This is a genomic window from Pseudomonas sp. NFXW11 (assembly GCF_049887815.1).
Taxonomy (GTDB): Bacteria; Pseudomonadota; Gammaproteobacteria; order Pseudomonadales; family Pseudomonadaceae; genus Aquipseudomonas.
On record NZ_JAGEKI010000002.1, the window covers coordinates 262,325 to 282,930 of the forward strand.

Sequence of the window (20,606 nt, forward strand, 5' to 3'; positions counted from 1 at the left end):
TATGGGGCGGCTGCAAGGTATTGCGCTGTTGCTGGGCATCACCTTGCTGAGCAGTTGCAGTCCGACCACCGAGGTCCAAGCCACACCGGCTTCGGCCCTGGGACGGTCGGGAGTCGGAGCGAAAAAGGCTGTGGCGGCGGGCAGTGATCCGAACCTGGCGCTGCTGGCGCGCAAGTTCAGCACCGCCGATCGGACCCCGATCAACATCGTGCAATTGGGCGACTCCCACACCGCCGCCGACCTGTTCAGCGGCGAGATGCGGCGCTTGCTGCAGGCCCAGTACGGCGACGGCGGCATTGGTTTCGTGGCAGCCACCCCGGTGCCCGGCACTCGCTATGAGCGGGTGATCCTCGGCGTTGCCAAGCGCCAGTGGTCGCTGGTGTCGGCGCGCAACCAGCAGAGCACGCAGTTCCCCCTGGGTGGCTACCTGGCGCAGCCGCTGACGCCGGGGGCGCGGGTGCATATTGCCGAGCGCCAGCCGAGCAACCAGCAGTACCGCATTTCCGCCTTGTACCAGGCCTCGAGCAACAGCAGCGTGACCGCCCGCGACAACCTCAACAAAAGCACTCGCATGCTGGCCGCCACCGGTGGGCAATGGCGCTTCAGCCCGCCATTCAACAACCTGAGGATGCCCCTGGACCTGAATATCGGGGCTAGCCAGGGCCTGCTGCTGGGGGGCTGGAACATTCTCGGGCAGAAGAGCGCCGGGGTGATCTATTCCTCCCTGGGGATCAACGGCGCGCGCCTGGATGTGCTGGACAAGTGGCAGCCCGGCTGGCTGGAAACCCTCAAGGCCCTGCGCCCGGACATGGTGGTGCTGGCCTACGGCACCAACGAAGCCTTCGACGATGACCTGGACCTGCAGCTGTACCGCAGCCAGTTGCAGCAGAAGGTGGCGCTGTTGCGCAAGAACCTGCCCAAGACGGTGATCCTGCTGGTAGGCCCACCGGATTCCATCAAGCGCCGTAATGCCGGTAGTTGCGCGGCCTCGCAGCCGCTGCCGTTGCGCCAGATCATCCAGATCCAGAAGGATGTGGCGAAAAACAGCCGTACCCTGTTCTGGGACTGGCAGGCGTTTATGGGTGGGGATTGCTCCATCAGCAAATGGCAGGGCAGCGACTTGGCGCGCAACGACCTGATTCACCTGACCGCCGATGGCTATCGCAAGAGTGCCGATGGGTTGTATCGCTTCCTGCGCGGGCAGTTGGGCGAGCGCATGCCCTGAGCCCCTGGATACCGCCACCCCGAATGCTGTTGTAGGAGCTGGCTTGCCAGCGAAGGCGCCCTCAGGAGCAACGCAAGGTCAAAAAAAGGCCCCGCATCAGCGGGGCCTTTTCATTTCAGCGCCATGCCAATCACAGCCCGTCGAGCATGGCCTTGTTGCGCACCGCGCCCTTGTCGGCGCTGGTGGCCAGCAGGGCGTAGGCCTTGAGTGCGGTGGTCACTTTGCGTGGACGCACTTCCACCGGCTTCCAGCCTTTCTTGTCCTGTTCGACCCGGCGCGCCGCCAGTTCCTCGTCGCTGACCAGCAGGTTGATCGAGCGGTTGGGGATGTCGATCAGCACCTTGTCGCCGTCCTGCACCAGGCCGATGGCACCACCAGCCGCCGCTTCCGGCGAAGCGTGGCCGATGGACAGGCCCGAAGTACCGCCGGAGAAGCGGCCGTCGGTGAGCAGGGCGCAGGCTTTGCCCAGGCCCTTGGACTTCAGGTAGGAGGTGGGGTACAGCATTTCCTGCATGCCCGGGCCGCCTTTCGGGCCTTCGTAGCGAATGATCACGATATCGCCTTCCTTGACCTCGTCGGCGAGGATGCCGCGCACCGCGCTGTCCTGGCTTTCGAAGATCTTGGCGTTGCCTTCGAAGACATGGATCGACTCGTCGACCCCGGCGGTCTTCACCACGCAGCCGTCCAGGGCGATGTTGCCGTAGAGCACGGCCAGGCCGCCTTCTTTCGAGTAGGCATGTTCGAAGCTGCGGATGCAGCCGTTTTCACGGTCGTCGTCCAGGGTGTCCCAACGGGTCGACTGGCTGAACGCCGTTTGGGTCGGAATGCCCGCCGGGCCGGCCTTGAAGAAGTGGTGCACGGCTTCGTCCGTGGTCTGGGTGATGTCCCACTTGGCGATGGCTTCCTCCATGGAACGGCTGTGCACGGTGGGCAGGTCTGTGTGCAGCAGGCCACCACGGGCCAGGGAACCGAGGATGCTGAAGATGCCGCCGGCGCGGTGCACGTCTTCCATGTGGTACTTCTGGATGTTCGGCGCCACCTTGCACAGCTGCGGCACGCTGCGGGACAGGCGATCGATGTCGCGCAGGTCGAAGTCGATCTCGGCTTCCTGGGCAGCGGCCAGCAAGTGCAGGATGGTGTTGGTCGAACCGCCCATGGCGATGTCCAGCATCATGGCGTTCTCGAACGCCTTGAAGTTGGCGATATTGCGCGGCAGCACCGACTCGTCGTTGTCGCCGTAGTAGCGCTGGCACAGCTCGACGATGGTGCGCCCGGCCTGCAGGAACAGCTGTTCGCGGTCGCTGTGGGTGGCCAGGGTCGAACCGTTGCCCGGCAGGGCCAGCCCCAGGGCTTCGGTCAGGCAGTTCATCGAGTTGGCGGTGAACATGCCGGAGCACGAACCGCAGGTAGGGCAGGCGCTGCGCTCGTACTCGGCAACCTTCTCGTCAGAAGCGCTGGAGTCGGCGGCGATGACCATGGCGTCCACCAGGTCCAGGCCGTGGGAGGCGAGCTTGGTCTTGCCGGCTTCCATCGGGCCGCCGGAAACGAAGATCACCGGGATGTTCAGGCGCAGGGCGGCCATCAGCATGCCGGGGGTGATCTTGTCGCAGTTGGAAATGCACACGATGGCGTCGGCGCAATGGGCGTTGACCATGTACTCCACGGAGTCGGCGATGATCTCGCGGCTCGGCAGGGAATACAGCATGCCGTCATGGCCCATGGCGATGCCGTCGTCCACGGCGATGGTGTTGAATTCCTTGGCCACGCCACCGGCGCGCTCGATCTCGCGGGCCACCAGCTGGCCCAGGTCCTTCAGGTGCACGTGCCCCGGGACGAACTGGGTGAAAGAGTTGGCAATGGCGATGATCGGCTTCTTGAAGTCGGCATCTTTCATCCCCGTGGCGCGCCACAGGGCGCGAGCACCGGCCATGTTGCGGCCATGGGTGGATGTTTTCGAACGGTAATCAGGCATGAAGCACTCCGGGCGGCTAATCAGATGACAAATGGGGAGTGAGCTTCTATTGACCTCGGGAACACTCAGAAATGGCCGTGTGTCCGAAGCTGCCGATGACCCCGCGGGATCGCCGCGAGACTCAGCCGGAGCTCATAAACCCGCCGGGGGATGACTGGCGATGAATCTGCCGATTCTACACCGCTGGCGTCAGGAAGGAATGCCGTGGCCGCTCTGCGGCGCGAAGAGTGTTCAGGCCCGCTGCCGGCTGCCCGGTGCCGGGGCGCTGCGGTAGACTGCGCGCCCTTCGACTGCTCGCCAATGGAACTGGAATGACCGCGACACTTCGTACTCTGAGGTTTTACCTGGGCGTGGGACTGCTACAAGGGCTGTTGCTGCAGGCGGCGGTGCTGTCCGGCGGGCTGGAACACCTGGTCATCGGCGCGGCCTGCGCGGGGCTGTTGCTGAGCGGTGGCTTGCTGCAACTGGTGTCCGAGCATCGGTACCAGTCGCGCACCTGGTGGGCGGCGCTGCTCCTGGCCCTGGCAGCGGCGGGGCTGGTCATGCTGTGCCGCGGGCTGCCCTTGACCTACCCGGTGCTGGCTTGCGTGGCCTTCGGCCTGATCTTGCTGACTCTACTTAGCGCCGCGGCGTTGCACGGACGTGCAGGCTTCGGGCGGCGGCTTGGCGCTTATGCATTGCGGGCGCTGCTGGCGCTGCCCATGCCCTGGATCGCCCAGGCGGCGTTCAAGCACTGGACCTCCAGCCAGCACCTCGACCCATTCAAGCACGGCCTGCTGTCGCTGCTGTTCTTTGCCGGCCCGACCCTGGCGTTCGCCCTCGGCCTGTACCTGGCCGGCCGGGTGCTGAGTAGCGTGGCCGGGCGTCGCGCGGCCGCTGCTTGAAATGCTCAGGGTGCGCCGCCTATGCCAGGCGCAGATCCCGGGCGCGGCGACTGATGAGCCGGTTGAGCAGCAGGCCAAGGCTGCTTAGCACCAGGAAACTCAGGGCCAGGGTGGTTTGCAGGTCACTGGCGCTGAGGTTGATCAAGGCGCTGATCAGCCCGCCGCTGACGAAAATCAGCGTGTTGCCGGCCGAGGCCGAGGTGCCGGCATGTTCCGGGAACAGTTCCATGGCTCGGGAGGTGGCGGCAGGGCGGGTGATGGTGGTGCCGGCAGTGCAGATGATCATCGGCACCAGCACCGTAGCGGTGGACAGGCCGAACTGACTGGCCAGTAGCAGCATCACCAGCCCGGCGAAAAAGATCAGGCCCAAGCCGCTGATGATCTGGGTGCCGGGCTCCAGGCGTTTGTTGAGTATTCCGGCGACCACCCCACCTATCACATAGGCCGCGCCGTACAGCAGCAGGGTCAGGGAGAACTGGTAGCTGCTCAGGTGCAACTGCTCCATGAAGATCAGCGGCGAGACCACGATAAACGAGAAGTGGCAGGCGAACACGATGGCCGAGATCAGCCAGTAGGCGATGAAGCTGAAGTCGCCGCAAACCCGCCGATAGGCCTGCACGATGCCGGTGTGTCGGTTGTTGTTGCGCGGCGGATTCTCCAGGGTCGCCAGGGCCTTGAACAACACCAGGATGGCAATCGCGCTGAATACATAGAAGCTGCCCGGCCAGTTCATCCAGGCCTGCAGCAGGGTTCCGGCCAGCGGCGAGAGGGAAATGCACAGGCCGCTGAGGGTGACCATGAGGATGCGCAGGCGGTCGCGTTGCTTGCCGACGAACAGGTCCTGGATCAGGGCCTGGGACAGCACGAAGCAGCCACAGCCCAGGGCCTGGAGCAGGCGAAATGCCAGGAACCAGTTGTAGTCCGGGGCCCAGACACACCCCAGGGCACCGCCGATGGCCACGGCCATGCCGATCAGCAGCAGGGTCTTGCGGCCCAGGGCATCCGACAGCGGGCCGATCAACAGCTGGGAAATCGAGATGCCAATGGCAAACAGGCTGACGGACAGGGCGATGTCCGCGGTGCTGCTGGCAAAGTGTTGCGACAGTGCGGTAAAGGACGGCAAGAGCACGTCGATGGGAAACACCCCGAGCATCACCATGCTCATCAGCAGCACGATGGCGCCGGTCTTGCGGGGCGTGGTGGCAGAGTCATCCTTGACTGCAGGCATCGATCAGTCCTGTGCGAATTAGCCGGCGGCGGTCGCTGCCGGGCGCAAAGCAATCAGTGTGTCATCCCTGGCCCCGTGGCGCCGGCGATCGGGCCGGCGCGGGGTTTTTTCACCGTTGGCCTGTGTCAGGCCGTGGCTCAGCTGTTGGGCAGCAGGCGGCAGGTGATGCTCTTGATGTAGCGGGTTTCCGGGATCGCCGGGTGTACCGGGTGATCCGGGCCCTGGCCGCCGCGTTCCAGCAGCTGGATATTGCGGTCCAGGTGGCGGGCGCTGGTGAGCAGGATGTTCTGCAGATCGTCCTCGGGCAGGTGCATCGAGCAGGACGCGCTGACCAGGATGCCGTCCTTGCTCAACAGGCGCATGGCCTGCTCGTTGAGGCGGCGGTAGGCGCCTTCACCGTTCTTCAGGTCTTTCTTGCGCTTGATGAAGGCGGGCGGGTCGGCAACGATCACGTCGAAACGCTCTTCGGCGGCCTTGAGTTCCTTCAGGGCTTCGAACACATCGCCTTCGACGCAGGTGAGCTTGTCGGCGATGCCGTTGAGGGCGGCATTGCGCTCCACGCCGTCGAGGGCAAAGCCCGAGGCGTCGACGCAGAACACTTCGCTGGCGCCGAATGCGCCGGCCTGCACGCCCCAGCCACCGATGTAGCTGAACAGGTCCAGTACGCGCTTGCCCTGGACGTAGGGCGCCAGGCGCGCGCGGTTCATGCGGTGGTCGTAGAACCAGCCGGTCTTCTGGCCTTCCATCACCGGGGCTTCGAACTTCACCCCGTTCTCTTCCAGGGCCACCCACTCCGGCACCAGGCCGAACACGGTTTCCACGTAGCGCTCCAGGCCTTCGGCGTCACGCGCCGCGGAGTCGTTCTTGAACAGGATGCCGCTGGGCTTGAGCACCTGCACCAGGGCGGCGATCACCTCGTCCTTGTGCCGTTCCATGGTGGCCGAGGCCAGTTGCACCACCAGGATGTCGCCGAAACGATCCACCACCAGGCCCGGCAGCAGGTCGGAATCGCCATACACCAGGCGGTAGAAAGGTTTGTCGAACAGCCGCTCGCGCAGCGACAGGGCCACATTGAGGCGGTGCACCAGCAGCGACTTGTCCAGGGCCAGCTTGGCGTCCCGGGACAGCAGGCGAGCGCAGATCAGGTTGTTCGGGCTCATGGCCACGATGCCCAGGGGCTTGCCGCCGGCGGCTTCCAGCAGTGCCTGGTCGCCTGCCTTGAAACCGTGCAGCGGGGTGGCGGCCACATCGATTTCGTTGCTGTAGACCCACAGGTGGCCGGCGCGCAGGCGGCGGTCGGCATTGGCTTTGAGGCGCAGGCTTGGCAGGGACATGACGTCGCTCCGGAAAAAAGGGCGCGATTATACCTCTTCACGCAGGCAGCGCGGTGGCCATTGGACCTGCGGCCAAATGTACAAGGTAAAGTTCCTGTCCGTTTGCCCAACTTTGCCGACTTAGGGGTTAGAATCGCGGCCTCAGCCAGAGTGTGTACTTATGTCCCAAGAGCTATCAGCCGAACAGATTCAACAGGCCTTGCAAGGCATCAGCGTGCCGCCCCAACCGCAGATCATGGTGGATTTGCAGATGGAGCAGTACATGCCCGATCCCGACCTGGAAGTGATTGCCAAGCTGATATCCCAGGACCCGGGCCTGTCCGGCGCACTGCTGAAGATCGTCAATTCGCCCTATTACGGCCTGAGCAACAAGGTTGCCTCGATCCAGCGCGCGGTGAACCTCTTGGGCAGCCGCTCGATCGTCAACCTGATCAATGCGCAGTCGATCAAGGGCGAGATGAGCGATGAAACCATCGTCACCCTCAACCGTTTCTGGGACACCGCCCAGGATGTGGCCATGACCTGCCTGACCCTGGCCAAGCGTACCGGCATCCAGGCGGTGGATGAGGCCTATGCCCTGGGCCTGTTCCACGATTGCGGTGTGCCGCTGATGCTCAAGCGTTTCCCCGACTACATGACGGTGCTGGAGCAGGCCTATGGCAACGCTGGGCCCGAGCAACGAGTGGTGGACACGGAAAACCGCGTGTTCAACACCAACCATGCGGTAGTGGGCTACTACACCGCCAAGTCGTGGCGCCTGCCGGAACATGTGACCAACGCCATCGCCAATCACCACAACGCCCTGGCGATCTTCAGCGACGAGTCTTCGCGCAACAGCCAGCTGAAGAACCTGCTGGCGATCCTCAAGATGGCCGAGCACATCTGCTCCTCCTACCGGGTGCTGGGCAACCAGGTGGAAGACCATGAGTGGAACAGCATCAGTCATCTGGTTCTGGATTACGTCGGCCTCTCGGACTACGACTTCGAGAGCCTCAAGGCCACCGTGCGCGAGCTGGGCGCCCACTGACAGTTGATGGCGCGATGAGTGCCCGGGACCGCTATGCCTGAATTACCGGAAGTCGAAACCACCCGCCGCGGGATCGCGCCGCACCTGGAAGGGCAGAAGGTCAGCCGGGTCATTGTCCGTGAACGGCGCCTGCGCTGGCCGATTCCCGAGGATCTGGACGTGCGCCTGTCCGGTCAGCGCATCGTGCAGGTGGAGCGCCGTGCCAAGTACCTGCTGATCAATGCCGAGGTCGGCACGCTTATCAGCCATTTGGGGATGTCGGGCAACCTGCGCCTGGTGGAAGTGGGGCTGCCGGCCGCACGGCACGAGCATGTGGATATCGAACTGGAATCCGGCCTGGCCCTGCGCTACACCGATCCGCGCCGCTTCGGCGCCATGCTCTGGAGCCTGGACCCGCTGCACCACGAGTTGCTGGCGCGCCTGGGGCCGGAGCCCTTGACCGACCTGTTCGATGGCGAACGCCTGTTCCAGCTGTCTCGCGGGCGCTCCATGGCGGTCAAGCCATTCATCATGGACAACGCGGTGGTGGTGGGGGTGGGCAATATCTATGCGACCGAGGCGCTGTTCGCCGCGGGCATCGACCCGCGCCGCGAGGCCAAGGGCATTTCCCGGGCCCGCTACCTGCGGCTGGCGATCGAGATCAAGCGCATCCTGGTGGCGGCCATCGAACGTGGCGGCACCACCCTGCGGGACTTTATCGGCGGCGACGGCCAGCCCGGCTACTTCCAGCAAGAGCTGTTCGTCTACGGGCGTGGCGGGGAACACTGCAAGGTCTGCGGCACGGAGCTGCGGGAGGTCAAGCTGGGCCAGCGTGCCAGCGTCTTCTGCCCGCGTTGCCAGAGCTGAGACGCTTGGCCGGCAAGCCGGCTCCTACGGGACTACAGCTGTAAGAGCCGGTTTGCCGCGCAATTTCTCAAGCCTTGCCGGTGATCTTGCGGTACTTGGCCATCAACTCTTCTTCGGTTTCCGGACGGCTCTCGTCCAGCGGAATGCAATCCACCGGGCACACTTGCTGGCACTGCGGCTCGTCGTAGTGGCCGACGCATTGGGTGCACAGGTTCGGGTCGATGACGTAGATCTCTTCGCCTTGGGAAATCGCCGCGTTGGGGCACTCGGGTTCGCAGACGTCGCAGTTGATGCAATCGTCGGTGATGATCAGGGACATGGGGTACTCCGGCCTGGGCAGCAGGCCCGGGCATGTAAAAACGAATGCGCGCAATTGTGCCGTATTGCCGCCCGCAGTGCACGCGGGCGCGATGGCTGACGCCGGGCGATGGCCCCGAGCGGGGCCAAAGAGGGCTTACTTGTTGAAGCGCAGGGTCAGGGCCTCGGCGACCGCCGGGTGCACGAACTTGCTGATATCGCCGCCCAGGGCCGCGATTTCACGCACCAGGGTCGAGGAAATGAACGAGTAGCGCTCGGACGGCGTGAGAAACAGGCTTTCCACGTCCGGGGCCAGCTGACGGTTCATGTTGGCCAGCTGGAACTCGTATTCGAAGTCCGAAACCGCTCGCAGGCCGCGCAAGAACACATTGGCGTTCTGTTCCTTGGCGAAATGCGCCAGCAGCGTGGAGAAGCCGACCACTTCAACGTTGGGCAGATGCTTGGTCACCTCGCGCGCCAGTTCCACGCGCTGTTCCAGGGGGAACAACGGGTTTTTCTTGGGGCTGGCGGCAACGGCAATGATCACGTGGTCGAACAGCCGCGAGGCGCGCTCGACCAGATCGCCGTGGCCCTTGGTAATAGGGTCGAAGGTACCTGGGTACAACACTCGGTTCATCGCGTCGTCCTGGCGGGAATCCGTTGGGGAGTCGGATGGTAGCGCAGCCGTTCCGGTCGGCCAAGTCGCCTTTTAGGGAAGAAAGCACTATAGACGCGACGAATACCGAGCCTTCTCAGGCGCTTTTCAGGCGTTGCGCCAGGGCCGTGGCCAGTTGCGCGGTCAGGCCGTACACCGATAGCTGCGGGTTGGCGCCGATGCTGGTGGGGAACAGCGAGCCGTCGTGGATCGACAGGTTGCGCAGTTGATGATGGCGCCCGAGGCTGTCGGTCACGGCCGTTTTCGGCTCTTCGCCCATGGCACAGCCGCCCATCACGTGGGCGCTGCCCAGGCGGGTGCGGTACAGCGCCAGGTCGAGGCCGTCGATCTGCGCACGGACTTCATTCAGGGTCTTGGCGAAGCGCGCGTCGGCGTGCAGCGGCTTGACCGCCTTGGCGCCGCCAGCGAACTGGATCTCGGCCATGCTGTGGAAGGCCCGGCGCAGGCCATCCCAGGCGTAGGGCGAAACCTGATAGTCGAGCACCGGGGTGCCATCGCCACGCAGTTCGACCGTGCCGCCGCTGCTGTCCGGGTGAAAGCCATCGCGCAGCAGGGCGAGCATGGCGTGGGTGTGGGGCAACTGCTCCATGGTCAGCCCGCTCTGGGGCCCGAAGCCGCCCAGCAAGGTGCTGGCCAGGGCCGGCTGCAGGGGCGGCACTTCGAGCTTGTAGGCCATCTTGCCGGTGGTGCCGTCCTGCCATTGGAAGTGGTCGGAGTAGATCGATTGCGGTGCGCCGTAGAAGGGGTTGATGACTTCGTCGAACTGCCCGGCGGAGAAGTTAACCAGGTGCAGGAAGGTGCGCTTGCCCAGGCGCGAGTGCGGGTCCGGGGCGTCGGAGCGCAGCAGCAGGGCCGGGCTGTTGATACCGCCGCCGGCCAGCACGTAGTGCCGGGCCTTGACCCTGATCTTGCGCCCGGTGGGCGCTACGCAGCGCGTGTCCATGGCCTGGCATTCCAGGCCCGTCACCTGGTCGCCCTTGAGTTCCAGGCGCTCGGCCCGGGCCAGGTACAGCAGTTCGCCGCCTTTCTCCAGTGTCGCCGGAATGGTGGTCACCAGCATCGACTGCTTGGCGTTGGTCGGGCAGCCCAGGCCGCAATAACCCAGGTTCCAGCAGCCGCGCACGTTGCGCGGAATCACGTGCCAGCTGTAGCCCAGGGCTTCGCAGCCCTTGCGGATCACGTCGTTGTTGGCGTTGGGCGGCATGACCCAGGGCGCGACCCCGAGGCGCTGTTCCATCTTCTCGAACCAGGGCGCCATCTCGGCCGAGCTGTGGCCCACCACCCCGTGCTCCCGGGCCCAGTGCTCCAGGGTCGGGTCGGGGGTGCGAAAGCTCGAGGTCCAGTTGATCAGGGTGGTGCCGCCCACGGCGCGGCCCTGGAGGATGGTGATGGCGCCGTCCTTGCTCATGCGCCCGATGCCTTCCTGATAGAGGCTGGTGTAGGCCTGGTCTTCCAGCATCTTGAAGTCGTCGCTGGTCTTCAGCGGGCCTTCCTCGATCAGCAGCACCTTGTAGCCGGCGGCGCTGAGGATTTCGGCAGTGGTGCCACCACCGGCGCCGCTGCCGATGATGGCGACATCGGCTTCCAGGGTCAGGTCCTGCTCCAGCTGCGAGCCGTTGTAGGTTTTCCAGCCACGGTTCAGGCCTTCACGGAACAGATCGGGTACGGGCATATTCGGTGCTCTCTTATTATTCAGGGCGTGGCGCAATCCACTCTAGCCGCTGTCGCTGACAGGGCTTTGCAGAGGGAGGCAGAACGGGATGCGGCTACGACTCAAACCTTGGGTGGCCCCGGGTAGCCGCACTGGGCCCAGGATTCGGCCCGGGTGTACCAAGCCATCATCACCAATTGCAGCAACGAGGCGTGCCCCATGCGCAGCAGCGACAGGTAGCTGTTTTCCCAGCGCCCGAGGAAGGTGCGGATGGCCTCGGCGCTGGCGTTTTCCCAACTGCCCCAGATCCCCGTCAGCGGGCCCCGGGTAACCGCCATGCCCAGCACATCGAACAGTTGCTGGGTGAGCTTGAACATCTCCGGCGACAGGTGATTGAGGGCGTTGTCCAGGTTGGCCAGGGTGCCGTCGATGGCGGCGGGCATCTGCTCCGCGGCCACGGCGCCTTCGAGCATCACCGGGATCAGCGCCCGCAGGAACGGCAGGTCGTTGCTGCGCAGCATGGCAAAGCCGCTGGCGGGGGTGCTGGCGGAGCAGCCGCTGAGGCTTGCGCCCAACCCGGCGGTGGCCAGGAAGGCGCTGGCGCAGAGGCTGATTTTCAGCAGGCCGCGCCGTGACAGCGCGGGTGTTTCAGACAGGCTAGGGGTCATCATTATTGTTGTTACCCGGCATCTACTGATTAACGAATGAACAGCTTCTGGATGAGTTTCTGGATGGGCTTGCCATAGGGCGGATAGATCAGCCGGGCGGCATTGAAACGCTGCTTGGCGAATACCCCCTTGGCCTTGCTGAAGGTCAGGAAGCCCTCATGGCCGTGGTAGTGGCCCATGCCGGAGGGGCCGACGCCGCCAAACGGCAGGTCGTCCTGGGCCACATGCAGCAGGGTGTCGTTCAGGCACACGCCACCGGAATGGGTTTCATCGAGCACCCGCTGCTGTTCGGCCTTGTCGTAACCGAAGTAGTAGAGGGCCAGGGGGCGTGGACGCTGGGTGATATAGGCGAAGGCCTGGTCCAGGGTCTTGTAGGGAACTATGGGCAGGATCGGGCCGAAGATCTCGTCCTGCATCACCGTCATCTCGTCAGTGACGTTGAGCAGCAGGCTGTGGCCCAGGCGGCGTTCCTGGTTCTGCTCGAACAGCGGCACCAGCGATGCGCCCTTGCTGGTGGCGTCGCTCAGGTAGCCATTGAGCCGGCTCAGTTGGCGCTGGTTGATGATCGCGGTGTAGTCGGGGTTGTCCGCCAGGGTTGGGAAGAAACCGCGCACCACCTGGCGATAGGCTTCGACAAAGGCCCCGACCCGTTCCTCCGGTACCAGCACGTAGTCCGGGGCGACGCAGGTCTGCCCGGCGTTGATGGTCTTGCCGAAGGCGATGCGCTCGGCAGCGTCCTTGAGCGGAACGCTGTGGGAGACGATGGCCGGGGACTTGCCGCCCAGCTCCAGGGTCACCGGGGTGAGGTTCTCCGCGGCGGCGCGCATCACATGCTTGCCGATGCTGGTGGCGCCGGTGAACAGCAGGTGGTCGAAGCGCAAACGGGAGAAGGCGATGCCCACATCCGCCTCGCCCAGCACCACGCACACCAGGTCCTCGGGGAAGACCCGCGCCAGCAGTTGCTTGAGCAACTGGCCGGTGGCCGGGGTCGATTCACTGAGTTTCAGCATCACCCGGTTGCCGGCGGCCAGGGCGCCCACCAGCGGCCCCATGCACAGGTACAGCGGGTAGTTCCAGGGCACTATCACCCCCACCACCCCCAGCGGCTGGTACACCACCTTGGCCGAAGCCGGCTGGAAGGCCAGGCCCACGGCGCGGCGCGAGGGCTTCATCCAGCGCTTGAGGTGTTTGCTGGCGTAATGAATGCCATGCAGGCTGGGCATCAGCTCGGCCAGCAGGGTTTCGTCGGCGCTGCGGTTGCTGAAGTCCTGGCTGATGGCGTCGATCAGCGCCTGGCGCTCTGTGTCGAGCATTTCTTGCAGGGCCTTGAGCCATTGCAGGCGTTGCCCGGCGGGCGGCATGGGGTTGGCGGCAAAGGCCCGGCGCTGGGCTTCGAACAGCTCCAGTAGCTCGTCCTGTTGCTGAAGGGAATCCTGCAGGTAGGCGATTTCGGCAGACATGGACGGGCTCCGGTTTTGTTGGCTGGCTAGTTTTTTAGAGCTTATGCTCTAAATTGTCAATTACCCTCCTGTGCCACTCGCGATTTATCCCAGGTGGGATAGATCGTAAGATGCACCCCAGCCTCCTGAATTAAAGCCCACAGCCATGGCCCCACGCATAAAAACCCGCGAACGCATCGTCCAGTTCAGCCTCGAGCTCTTCAACCAGCAGGGCGAACGCAACGTCAGCACCAATCATATTGCGGCGCACATGGAGATTTCCCCGGGCAACCTGTACTACCACTTCCCCAACAAGCAGGCGATTATCGCCGTGCTGTTCGCCGAGTACGAAAACCTGGTGGACAGCTTCCTGCGGCCACCGCCCGGGCGTGCCGTCACGGTGCAGGACAAGCGCTACTACTTGCAGGCCCTGCTGGCGGCCATGTGGCGCTACCGCTTCTTGCACCGCGACCTGGAACACCTGCTCGACAGCGACCCCGAGCTGGCCGCGCGCTACCGGCGCTTCTCCCAGCGCTGCCTGATCCAGGGCATTGCCATCTATGGGCGTTTCGTCGAGGCGGGGATCATCGCCATGGACAAGGTGCAGATCGAATCCCTGACCCTTAACGCCTGGATCATCCTCACTTCCTGGGTGCGTTTCCTCTGCACCACCCGGGAAAACTCCACGCACCTGAGCGAAGAAGCCATCAAGCGCGGGGTGTACCAGGTGCTGGTGCTGGAGGCGGGTTTCGTCACCGACCAGGCCCGGGACGCGGTCAACGAGTTGTTCGAAGAGTTTTACGTGCCCCTGGCCCAGGCCCTGGAAGAAGTGCAGTAGGATCAACCTCCGACTTATTCACAGGAGCCCGCCATGCCTCTCGCGCAATTGATCAGCCCGCTTGCCCTGGAACAGAAGAAACAGCAGCCAGGGCTGGTGATTCTGGATTGTCGCTTTGCCCTCGAAGACCCGGACTACGGCCAGCGCAGCTACGCCGAGGGGCATATTGCCGGGGCGCATTTCGCCGATCTGAACCGGGACTTGAGCGCACCGGTGATCAAGGGCGTGACCGGTCGCCATCCGTTGCCGGAGCCGGCGCAACTGCTGCAACGGCTGCGGGACTGGGGCATCGATAACTGCAGCGATATCGTGCTCTATGACGATGGCCCCGGCGCCTTTGCCGCCCGCGCCTGGTGGCTGCTGGCCTGGCTCGGCAAGCGCGATGGCGTGTTTATCCTCGATGGCGGCCTGAAAGCCTGGCACGCCGAGGGCCTGCCCCTGAGCCTGGATGCCCCGGACAATGCCCCCGGAAACTTCGACGGCGAACCGGACCAGCGCCTGCTGCTGGACGCCGAGCACCTGCAAAAACGCCTGGGCCAGGCCGAGCTGACCCTGCTGGACGCCCGCGGCCTGCCGCGTTTTCGTGGCGAAGTGGAACCCATCGACCCGGTGGCCGGGCATATCCCCGGGGCGCAATGCGCGGCCTTCACCGACAACCTGGGGGCGGACGGGCGTTTTCTGCCGGCCGAGCAGCTCAAGCAGCGTTTCGCGCAGAAACTCGCCGGGCGTTCCCCGGAGCATCTGGTGGCCTACTGCGGCTCCGGGGTTACCGCCTGCCACAACCTGTTCGCCCTGTGCCTGGCCGGCTATCCCCTGGCACGGCTGTATGCCGGCTCGTGGAGCGAGTGGATCACCGATGCCCAGCGACCTGTCGCCACCGGTGACTGACCTGTAGGTACACCCAAGGCTCTGTAGGCGCGAGCTTGCTCGCGAAAGCCGCGCCGCCTACACCACGGCGCTGCGATAAGCCGCTGGCGCCACGCCATACACCTGCTTGAACTGCCGACTGAGATGGCTTTGGTCGGCAAAACCCAGCTGTGTCGCCACTTCCAGGGGCAGGCAACCATCGCGCAGCAGGGCTCGGGCCCGGGCGATGCGCTGCTGCATCAGCCAGGTGTGGGGGGGAATGCCCGTGGCCTTGCGAAATACCCGGGCGAAGTGGAAGGGCGACAGGTTCACCGCCGTCGCCAGATCCTCCAGCGAGGGTGGCGCTGCCAGTTGCGAGCGCAGCAGTTCCTTGGCCTGGATGATTGCCCGGTGTTCCTGGCCAGGTTCCCTGGGGGATTTGACCTGGGCATGACGCTGCAACAGCAGCAAAAGCATTTCCCGCCATTGGGTCTGTTGCTGCAGGGCCGTGGCCGGGCTCTCCAGCAGGTGGTGCAGGCGGGCAAAGCCCTTCACCAGGTCCGGGTCGCGGTACAGGGTGGCGGCAAACATCGGCAGGCTGCCGTTGGGCAGTTCCAGCTCTTCCAGCAGGCCAAGAATCTGCCGGTTGTCCGGGTAGAAGGCGCGGTACAGCCAGCCGTCCTCGACGCCCTTGGCCCCGGTGTGCAGCTCGTCCGGATTGATCAGCACCAGGGTGCCGCTGCCCGCCAGGTGCTCGGCGCCGCGATAGCGGTAGCGCTGGGCGCCGGCCATGATCATGCCGATCACATAGCCCTCATGCACATGGGGCACGAAGCGCTGTTCGATATAGCGCGCCGCCAGCAACTCGACCCCGGCCAGGGGCGCGGCCTGCCAGAAACGGATCGATTCGCGATCGGGCTTAGCCATGTCGACCAAGGTCCGTCAGCCATTGCGGAATGCGCCGTTCCAGGTAGTAGCCGGGGCGCTTCAGGCTGCCGTCGACAAAACCCACATGGCCGCCCTTGGCCTGCAGTTCGAACTGGGTAGAGGCCGACAGCTCGTTGGCTTCGGGCAGGCTGTGGCGGAACACGAAGGGGTCGTCGGCGGCCTGGATAATCAGGCTCGGGGTGCGGATTTCACCGAGGAAATAGCGGCTGGAGGCACGTCGGTAGTAGTCCTCGGCATCGGCGAAACCGTGCAGCGGCGCGGTGACCCGGCCGTCGAAATCCCAGAAGGTGCGCATTTTGCTCAGCGGGCCCAGTTGCGCCAGGGTGGCCAGGCCCTCATGGCGGCCGTCGTGCTGGAACTGGCGCTGCTTGTCCCTGATATAGGCCAGCATTTCGCGCATGAAGTGCGCCTGGTAGACCTTGGAAAAACCCTGGCCGATGCGATCGGCGCACTGGTCCAGGCGAAACGGCACCGACACCGCCACGGCGCCCTGCAGCGGGCTGGCACTGCCGCTTTCCCCCAGGTACTTGAGCAGCACATTGCCGCCCAGGGAATAGCCCACCGCATACAGCGGCGCCTGGGGGCGCTGGGCACGCAGGTGGGCCACGGCCGCGGCCAGGTCTTCGCTGGCGCCGGAGTGATAGCTGCGGGGCAGGAGATTGGGCTCGCCGGAGCAGCCGCGCCAGTTCAGTGCCGCACTGGCCCAGCCCCGGGCGGCCAGGGCCTGTTGCAGGCCGGCCACATAAGGCGAGTTGGACGAACCGGTCAGGCCGTGCAGCACCAGCACCAGCGGGGCTTCGGCGCTATGCGGGCCGTGCCAGTCGAGATCGAGAAAGTCGCCGTCGTCCAGCCACAGGCGTTCGCGCTGGCGCTCGAGGTGGGTGGTAGGGCGCCACAGTGGGCCCCACAGGGTTTGCAGGTGCGGATTGCCCAGGCCAAAGGCGGGGATAAAGCGATCTGAGGAATCGGGCACGGGGAGTATCTCGATGCAGCGGTGCGCAACCCGGGCGGGCTGCGCACCTTGTTCCGGCCGCGTTAGGCGGCGTTGTCTGCCATACGTTGCCACAACGAGTAATACACTTGCCCGGATTTTTGCTCGCGGTGCAGGCGCCAGTTCCCGGGCAGGCCCAGGGTCGAAGGTGCGGACTCGCTTTCGGTGTAGATCCAGGCGTCCTCCGCCAGCCAGCCGCGTTCTTCCAGCAGGGCGCAGGCGGCGGGCAGCAGGTTCTGGTTGAACGGCGGGTCGAGGAAGGCCAGGTCGAACGGCGTCGCCGGCTGGGCTTCCAGGTAGCGCAGGGCATCGGCGGTCTGCGCCTGGCCCACGGTGCAGCGCAGGGTGCCCAGGTGTTCGCGCAGGGCGGAAATGGCCACGCTGCTGGCATCCAGGGCCAGGCCGGAGCTGGCGCCCCGGGACAGGGCTTCAAGGAATACCGCGCCGCTGCCGGCGAACAGGTCGATGACCTTGGCCCCGGCAACATAGGGCGCCAACCAGTTGAACAGGGTTTCGCGCACCCGGTCCGGGGTCGGGCGCAGGCCCGGCAGGTCGGGGAAGCTCAGCTTACGGCTGCGCCATTCACCACCGATGATGCGCAACTGGCCCACGCCATTGTGCTGGTTGTGGACGGGTTTCTTGCTGGGACGGGCTGGACGGGCCATCAGTGCTCCGGAACCCCGAGCGGCTGCTCGGCGGGTTTGTCAGTGGGGGGCGGCAACGGCTTTTGCGCGACAGTGGGGCCGGCGCTGACGATGACCATCTTGTCGACGCCGAGGTGCTTGTTCATGGCGGCCTTGACCTGCTCCACCGTCAGCGCCTGGGATTGACGCATGAAATCTTCCAGGTAGCTCAGGGGCAGATTGTAGAAGCCCATGGCGCCCAGCTGGCCGACGATATCGGCGTTGCTGGCGGTGGACAGCGGGAAGCTGCCGGCCAGTTCACGCTTGGCGTCGTCCAGTTCCTTCTGGGTCGGGCCGTTCTTCAGGTAGTCGGCGAACACGTCCTGCACCAGCTTGAGGGTGCCTTCGCTCATCTCGGCGCGGGTTTGCAGGTTGATCATGAACGGGCCGCGGGCCTGCATCGGGGTGAAGCCGGAATACACGCCGTAGGTCAGGCCGCGCTTCTCGCGCACTTCACTCATCAGGCGCGTGCCGAAACCGCCGCCGCCGAGGATCTGGTTGCCCAGGGACACCGCTGCATAGTCCGGATCGTCACGGTCGATGCCCAGTTGTGCCAGCAGCAGGTTGGTCTGGCTCGACGGGAACTCGATATGGCCGATGCTGGCCTTGGGTTCGCTGGGTTGCTCGATCTTCGCCAGGGCCGGGCCCTTGGGCAGGGCGGCGGAAACCTGTGCGGCAATCGCCTCGGCATCGCTGCGCGAGAGGTCGCCCACCAAGGCGATCACCACGTTGCCGGCGGTATAGGCCTTGGCGTGGAACGCCTGCAATTGCGCCAGGGTAATGGCCGGGACGCTCTTGGCATTGCCTTCGCTGGCATGGGCATAAGGGTGGTTGCCGTACAGGCGCTGCATCAGCTCCAGGCTGGCCAGCTTACCGGGGTTCTGCTTCTGGTATTCAAAACCGGCGAGCAGTTGGTTCTTGATCCGCGCCAGGGAGTCGGCGGGGAAGGTCGGCTTGCCCACCACCTCGGCGAACAGCTTCAGCGCCGGCTGGCGTTTATCCACAGCACTGAGGCTGCGCAGCGAGACCACGGCCATGTCCTTGTAGGCACCGTTGCCGATATCCGCGCCCAGGCTTTCAAAGCCCCGGGCGATGGCGCCGACGTCCTTGCCGGCCACGCCCTCGTTGAGCATGGCGTTGGTCAGCAGGGCCAGGCCGGAAACATTGCCATCCTGGCTGCTGCCGGCGGCGAAGATCAGGCGCATGTCGAACATCGGCAGCTCGCGGGCTTCGACGAACAGCACCTTGGCGCCTTCGGCGGTGCTCCAGGTCTGCACATTCAGGCTGCGATGGCTGGGTTCCTTGCCGTCCAGCTCGGCTAGGGATTGCAGCTTCTGGCTGCTCTTGGCGTTGTCCAGGGCCTGGCTGGCGTTGCTCTCGCCGGAACGCGACAAGTACAGGCCACCGGCGCTGAGCAGGGCCACCAGGGCCAGCCCCAGCAGGATCGGCGAAGCATTCTTGCGCTTACTCATGAGCGGACTCCTCAGGCAGTACGTGGGCCACGCTCATACGTTCCCGAGTGAAATAGGTGCGAGCGGCCTTCTGGATGTCTTCCGGGGTCACGCTTTGCAGTTCCGCCAGTTCGCTGTCCATCAGCTTCCACGACAGGCCGACGGTTTCCAGCTGGCCGATGGCGGTGGCCTGGCTGGTGATGGAGTCACGCTCGTAGACCAGCCCGGCAATTACCTGGGCCCGCACCCGTTCCAGTTCCTCGGCGGACGGCGGGGTGGTTTTCAGCTGGTCCAGCAGGCGCCACAGGCCGGCTTCGGCCTGGGCGATGGTTTTCTTCTTCTGGCTGTTGGGGGTGGCCGAGAGCAGGAACAGGCTGTCGCCCCGGGTGTAGGCGTCGTAGCTGCTGGAACCGTTGGACAGCAGCTCTTCACCACGCTCCAGCTGGCTCGGCATGCGTGCGCTGTAGCCACCGTCCAGCAGGGCCGCGGCCAGACGCAGGGCGTTCACCGAGCGTTTATCCTCGGCGGTGGCGATGCTTGGCACATTGAACGCCAGCATCAGGCTTGGCAGCTGGGTCTTCACGTGCAGGGTGATCAGGCGCTCGCCGGGCTCGGCCAGTTCCATGGGGATCTTCGCCGGTGGCACGTCACGCTTGGGGATGGCACCGAAGTAACGCTGGGCCAGGGCTTTCACCTCATCCGGAGTGACATCGCCGACCACCACCAGGGTGGCGTTGTTGGGCACGTACCAGGCCTGGTACCAGTGGCGCAGTTCCTCGACCTTCATGCGGTTGAGGTCGGCCATCCAGCCGATGGTCGGCGTGTGGTAGCCGCTGGCCGGGTAGGCCATGGCCTTGAAGCGCTCGTAGGCCTTGGACATGGGCTTGTCGTCGGTGCGCAGGCGGCGTTCTTCCTTGATCACCTCGATTTCGCGGCTGAACTCGTCGGCCGGCAGGCGCAGGTTGGCCATGCGGTCGGCTTCCAGCTCCAGGGCCACGCCCAGGCGGTCGCGGGCCAGGACCTGGTAATAAGCGGTGAAGTCGTCGCTGGTGAAGGCGTTCTCTTCGGCGCCCAGGTCCCGCAGGATCAACGAGGCTTCGCCGGGGCCGACCTTTTCGCTGCCCTTGAACATCATGTGTTCCAGGGCGTGGGACAAACCGGTCTGACCCGGGGTTTCGTAGCTGGAGCCGACCTTGTACCAAACCTGGGACACCACCACCGGCGCGCGATGGTCTTCGCGGACCACGACCTTGAGGCCGTTGTCGAGGGTGAATTCGTGGGTGGGTTGCGGGTCGGCAGCCAGGGCTGCAAGGGGCAGACAAACTGTGCTGAGCAGCAGGCCTGCGGCGCGGCGGGCTAGAGCATTCATTCGTTTTTAAACCTGTTGGGCTGCCCGCTTGGTCTTAGCCTGCGGGCGAGGAGATGCTAGGATACTGATCCGTTTTACTGGCGGCCACGCCTATCAGGTCTTCGCGGATCAGCCGCTACTTGATCAGGTTGTATGAGTTACCGGCAAGAAGCCCTGATTTGTCAGCTAAACTGCGACTTTTCGCCGATTTTGCCATTCCAGTCCTTGAGTGAAATCGCTCCTTGAAGTGCTTT

19 protein-coding genes are annotated in these 20,606 nt (G+C 64.8%); 6 read left to right on the top strand and 13 right to left on the bottom strand.

Translation table 11 applies throughout. The annotated features are described in order from the left end of the window. The first annotated feature begins 1 nt into the window (after position 1). On the top strand, positions 2 to 1,225 hold the full coding sequence (locus J4P02_RS04450) for an SGNH/GDSL hydrolase family protein (RefSeq protein WP_426188162.1): 1,224 nt from the start codon (positions 2 to 4) through the stop codon (positions 1,223 to 1,225). A gap of 130 nt (positions 1,226 to 1,355) precedes the next feature. On the opposite strand, the gene ilvD is transcribed toward J4P02_RS04450, so the two are convergent. Next, the gene (gene ilvD, locus J4P02_RS04455; RefSeq protein WP_426188164.1) at positions 1,356 to 3,197 is read right to left on the bottom strand and encodes a dihydroxy-acid dehydratase; all 1,842 of its coding nucleotides are present in this window, start codon (positions 3,195 to 3,197) and stop codon (positions 1,356 to 1,358) included. A 311-nt stretch (positions 3,198 to 3,508) separates the two neighbouring features. Between ilvD and J4P02_RS04460 the strand changes: the two genes are divergently transcribed. Continuing rightward, complete coding sequence (locus J4P02_RS04460; RefSeq protein WP_426188166.1) at positions 3,509 to 4,081, top strand: hypothetical protein; 573 nt, start codon at positions 3,509 to 3,511, stop codon at positions 4,079 to 4,081. 19 nt (positions 4,082 to 4,100) lie between these two features. On the opposite strand, the gene J4P02_RS04465 is transcribed toward J4P02_RS04460, so the two are convergent. Then, the gene (locus tag J4P02_RS04465; RefSeq protein ID WP_426188168.1) at positions 4,101 to 5,309 is read right to left on the bottom strand and encodes a multidrug effflux MFS transporter; all 1,209 of its coding nucleotides are present in this window, start codon (positions 5,307 to 5,309) and stop codon (positions 4,101 to 4,103) included. A 137-nt stretch (positions 5,310 to 5,446) separates the two neighbouring features. After that, positions 5,447 to 6,643 (bottom strand): class I SAM-dependent rRNA methyltransferase, encoded by a 1,197-nt coding sequence (locus J4P02_RS04470; RefSeq protein WP_426188171.1) that lies wholly within the window; start codon positions 6,641 to 6,643, stop codon positions 5,447 to 5,449. A 214-nt stretch (positions 6,644 to 6,857) separates the two neighbouring features. Here J4P02_RS04470 and J4P02_RS04475 point away from each other — a divergent pair, with 214 nt between their 5' ends. Continuing rightward, complete coding sequence (locus tag J4P02_RS04475) at positions 6,858 to 7,670, top strand: HDOD domain-containing protein (RefSeq protein WP_426188618.1); 813 nt, start codon at positions 6,858 to 6,860, stop codon at positions 7,668 to 7,670. Between the two features lie 33 nt (positions 7,671 to 7,703). Next, entirely contained in the window at positions 7,704 to 8,516 is an 813-nt protein-coding gene (gene mutM / locus J4P02_RS04480) for a bifunctional DNA-formamidopyrimidine glycosylase/DNA-(apurinic or apyrimidinic site) lyase (RefSeq protein ID WP_426188173.1), read from the top strand. Between the two features lie 67 nt (positions 8,517 to 8,583). On the opposite strand, the gene J4P02_RS04485 is transcribed toward mutM, so the two are convergent. The 5 genes from J4P02_RS04485 to J4P02_RS04505 all read right to left on the bottom strand — a co-directional run bounded on the left by J4P02_RS04485 (position 8,584) and on the right by J4P02_RS04505 (position 13,313). Next, positions 8,584 to 8,835, bottom strand: coding sequence for a YfhL family 4Fe-4S dicluster ferredoxin (locus tag J4P02_RS04485; RefSeq protein ID WP_426188175.1), 252 nt, complete (start codon positions 8,833 to 8,835; stop codon positions 8,584 to 8,586). A gap of 135 nt (positions 8,836 to 8,970) precedes the next feature. After that, entirely contained in the window at positions 8,971 to 9,450 is a 480-nt protein-coding gene (coaD, locus tag J4P02_RS04490) for a pantetheine-phosphate adenylyltransferase (protein WP_426188177.1), read from the bottom strand. Positions 9,451 to 9,565: 115 nt separating this feature from the next. Beyond that, positions 9,566 to 11,161 (bottom strand): GMC family oxidoreductase N-terminal domain-containing protein, encoded by a 1,596-nt coding sequence (locus tag J4P02_RS04495; RefSeq protein ID WP_426188179.1) that lies wholly within the window; start codon positions 11,159 to 11,161, stop codon positions 9,566 to 9,568. A 101-nt stretch (positions 11,162 to 11,262) separates the two neighbouring features. Beyond that, the gene (locus tag J4P02_RS04500; RefSeq protein ID WP_426188619.1) at positions 11,263 to 11,808 is read right to left on the bottom strand and encodes a twin-arginine translocation pathway signal protein; all 546 of its coding nucleotides are present in this window, start codon (positions 11,806 to 11,808) and stop codon (positions 11,263 to 11,265) included. A 29-nt stretch (positions 11,809 to 11,837) separates the two neighbouring features. Further along, a complete protein-coding gene (locus J4P02_RS04505) occupies positions 11,838 to 13,313 on the bottom strand; it encodes a coniferyl aldehyde dehydrogenase (RefSeq protein ID WP_426188620.1) in 1,476 nt (491 codons plus the stop codon). 100 nt (positions 13,314 to 13,413) lie between these two features. Between J4P02_RS04505 and J4P02_RS04510 the strand changes: the two genes are divergently transcribed. Together J4P02_RS04510 and J4P02_RS04515 are read left to right on the top strand one after the other, a co-directional pair. Beyond that, entirely contained in the window at positions 13,414 to 14,085 is a 672-nt protein-coding gene (locus tag J4P02_RS04510) for a TetR/AcrR family transcriptional regulator (protein ID WP_426188181.1), read from the top strand. A gap of 33 nt (positions 14,086 to 14,118) precedes the next feature. After that, complete coding sequence (locus J4P02_RS04515) at positions 14,119 to 14,973, top strand: sulfurtransferase (RefSeq protein WP_426188183.1); 855 nt, start codon at positions 14,119 to 14,121, stop codon at positions 14,971 to 14,973. Between the two features lie 57 nt (positions 14,974 to 15,030). Here the strand turns inward: J4P02_RS04515 and J4P02_RS04520 are convergent, their stop codons facing one another. From J4P02_RS04520 to J4P02_RS04540, 5 genes are all read right to left on the bottom strand, one after another. Further along, complete coding sequence (locus tag J4P02_RS04520) at positions 15,031 to 15,858, bottom strand: AraC family ligand binding domain-containing protein (RefSeq protein ID WP_426188185.1); 828 nt, start codon at positions 15,856 to 15,858, stop codon at positions 15,031 to 15,033. Beyond that, positions 15,851 to 16,852 carry a hydrolase gene (locus tag J4P02_RS04525; RefSeq protein WP_426188187.1) on the bottom strand — a complete coding sequence of 334 codons (1,002 nt, stop codon included), beginning with the start codon at positions 16,850 to 16,852 and terminating at the stop codon, positions 15,851 to 15,853. Before J4P02_RS04525 ends, J4P02_RS04520 begins: the two co-directional genes overlap by 8 nt. A gap of 62 nt (positions 16,853 to 16,914) precedes the next feature. Continuing rightward, positions 16,915 to 17,535 (bottom strand): 16S rRNA (guanine(966)-N(2))-methyltransferase RsmD, encoded by a 621-nt coding sequence (rsmD, locus tag J4P02_RS04530; protein ID WP_426188189.1) that lies wholly within the window; start codon positions 17,533 to 17,535, stop codon positions 16,915 to 16,917. Beyond that, on the bottom strand, positions 17,535 to 19,025 hold the full coding sequence (locus J4P02_RS04535; RefSeq protein WP_426188191.1) for a M16 family metallopeptidase: 1,491 nt from the start codon (positions 19,023 to 19,025) through the stop codon (positions 17,535 to 17,537). The genes rsmD and J4P02_RS04535 overlap by 1 nt, the downstream gene beginning before the upstream one ends. Continuing rightward, positions 19,018 to 20,373 (bottom strand): M16 family metallopeptidase, encoded by a 1,356-nt coding sequence (locus J4P02_RS04540; protein WP_426188193.1) that lies wholly within the window; start codon positions 20,371 to 20,373, stop codon positions 19,018 to 19,020. The genes J4P02_RS04535 and J4P02_RS04540 overlap by 8 nt, the downstream gene beginning before the upstream one ends. Positions 20,374 to 20,606 lie beyond the last annotated feature (233 nt).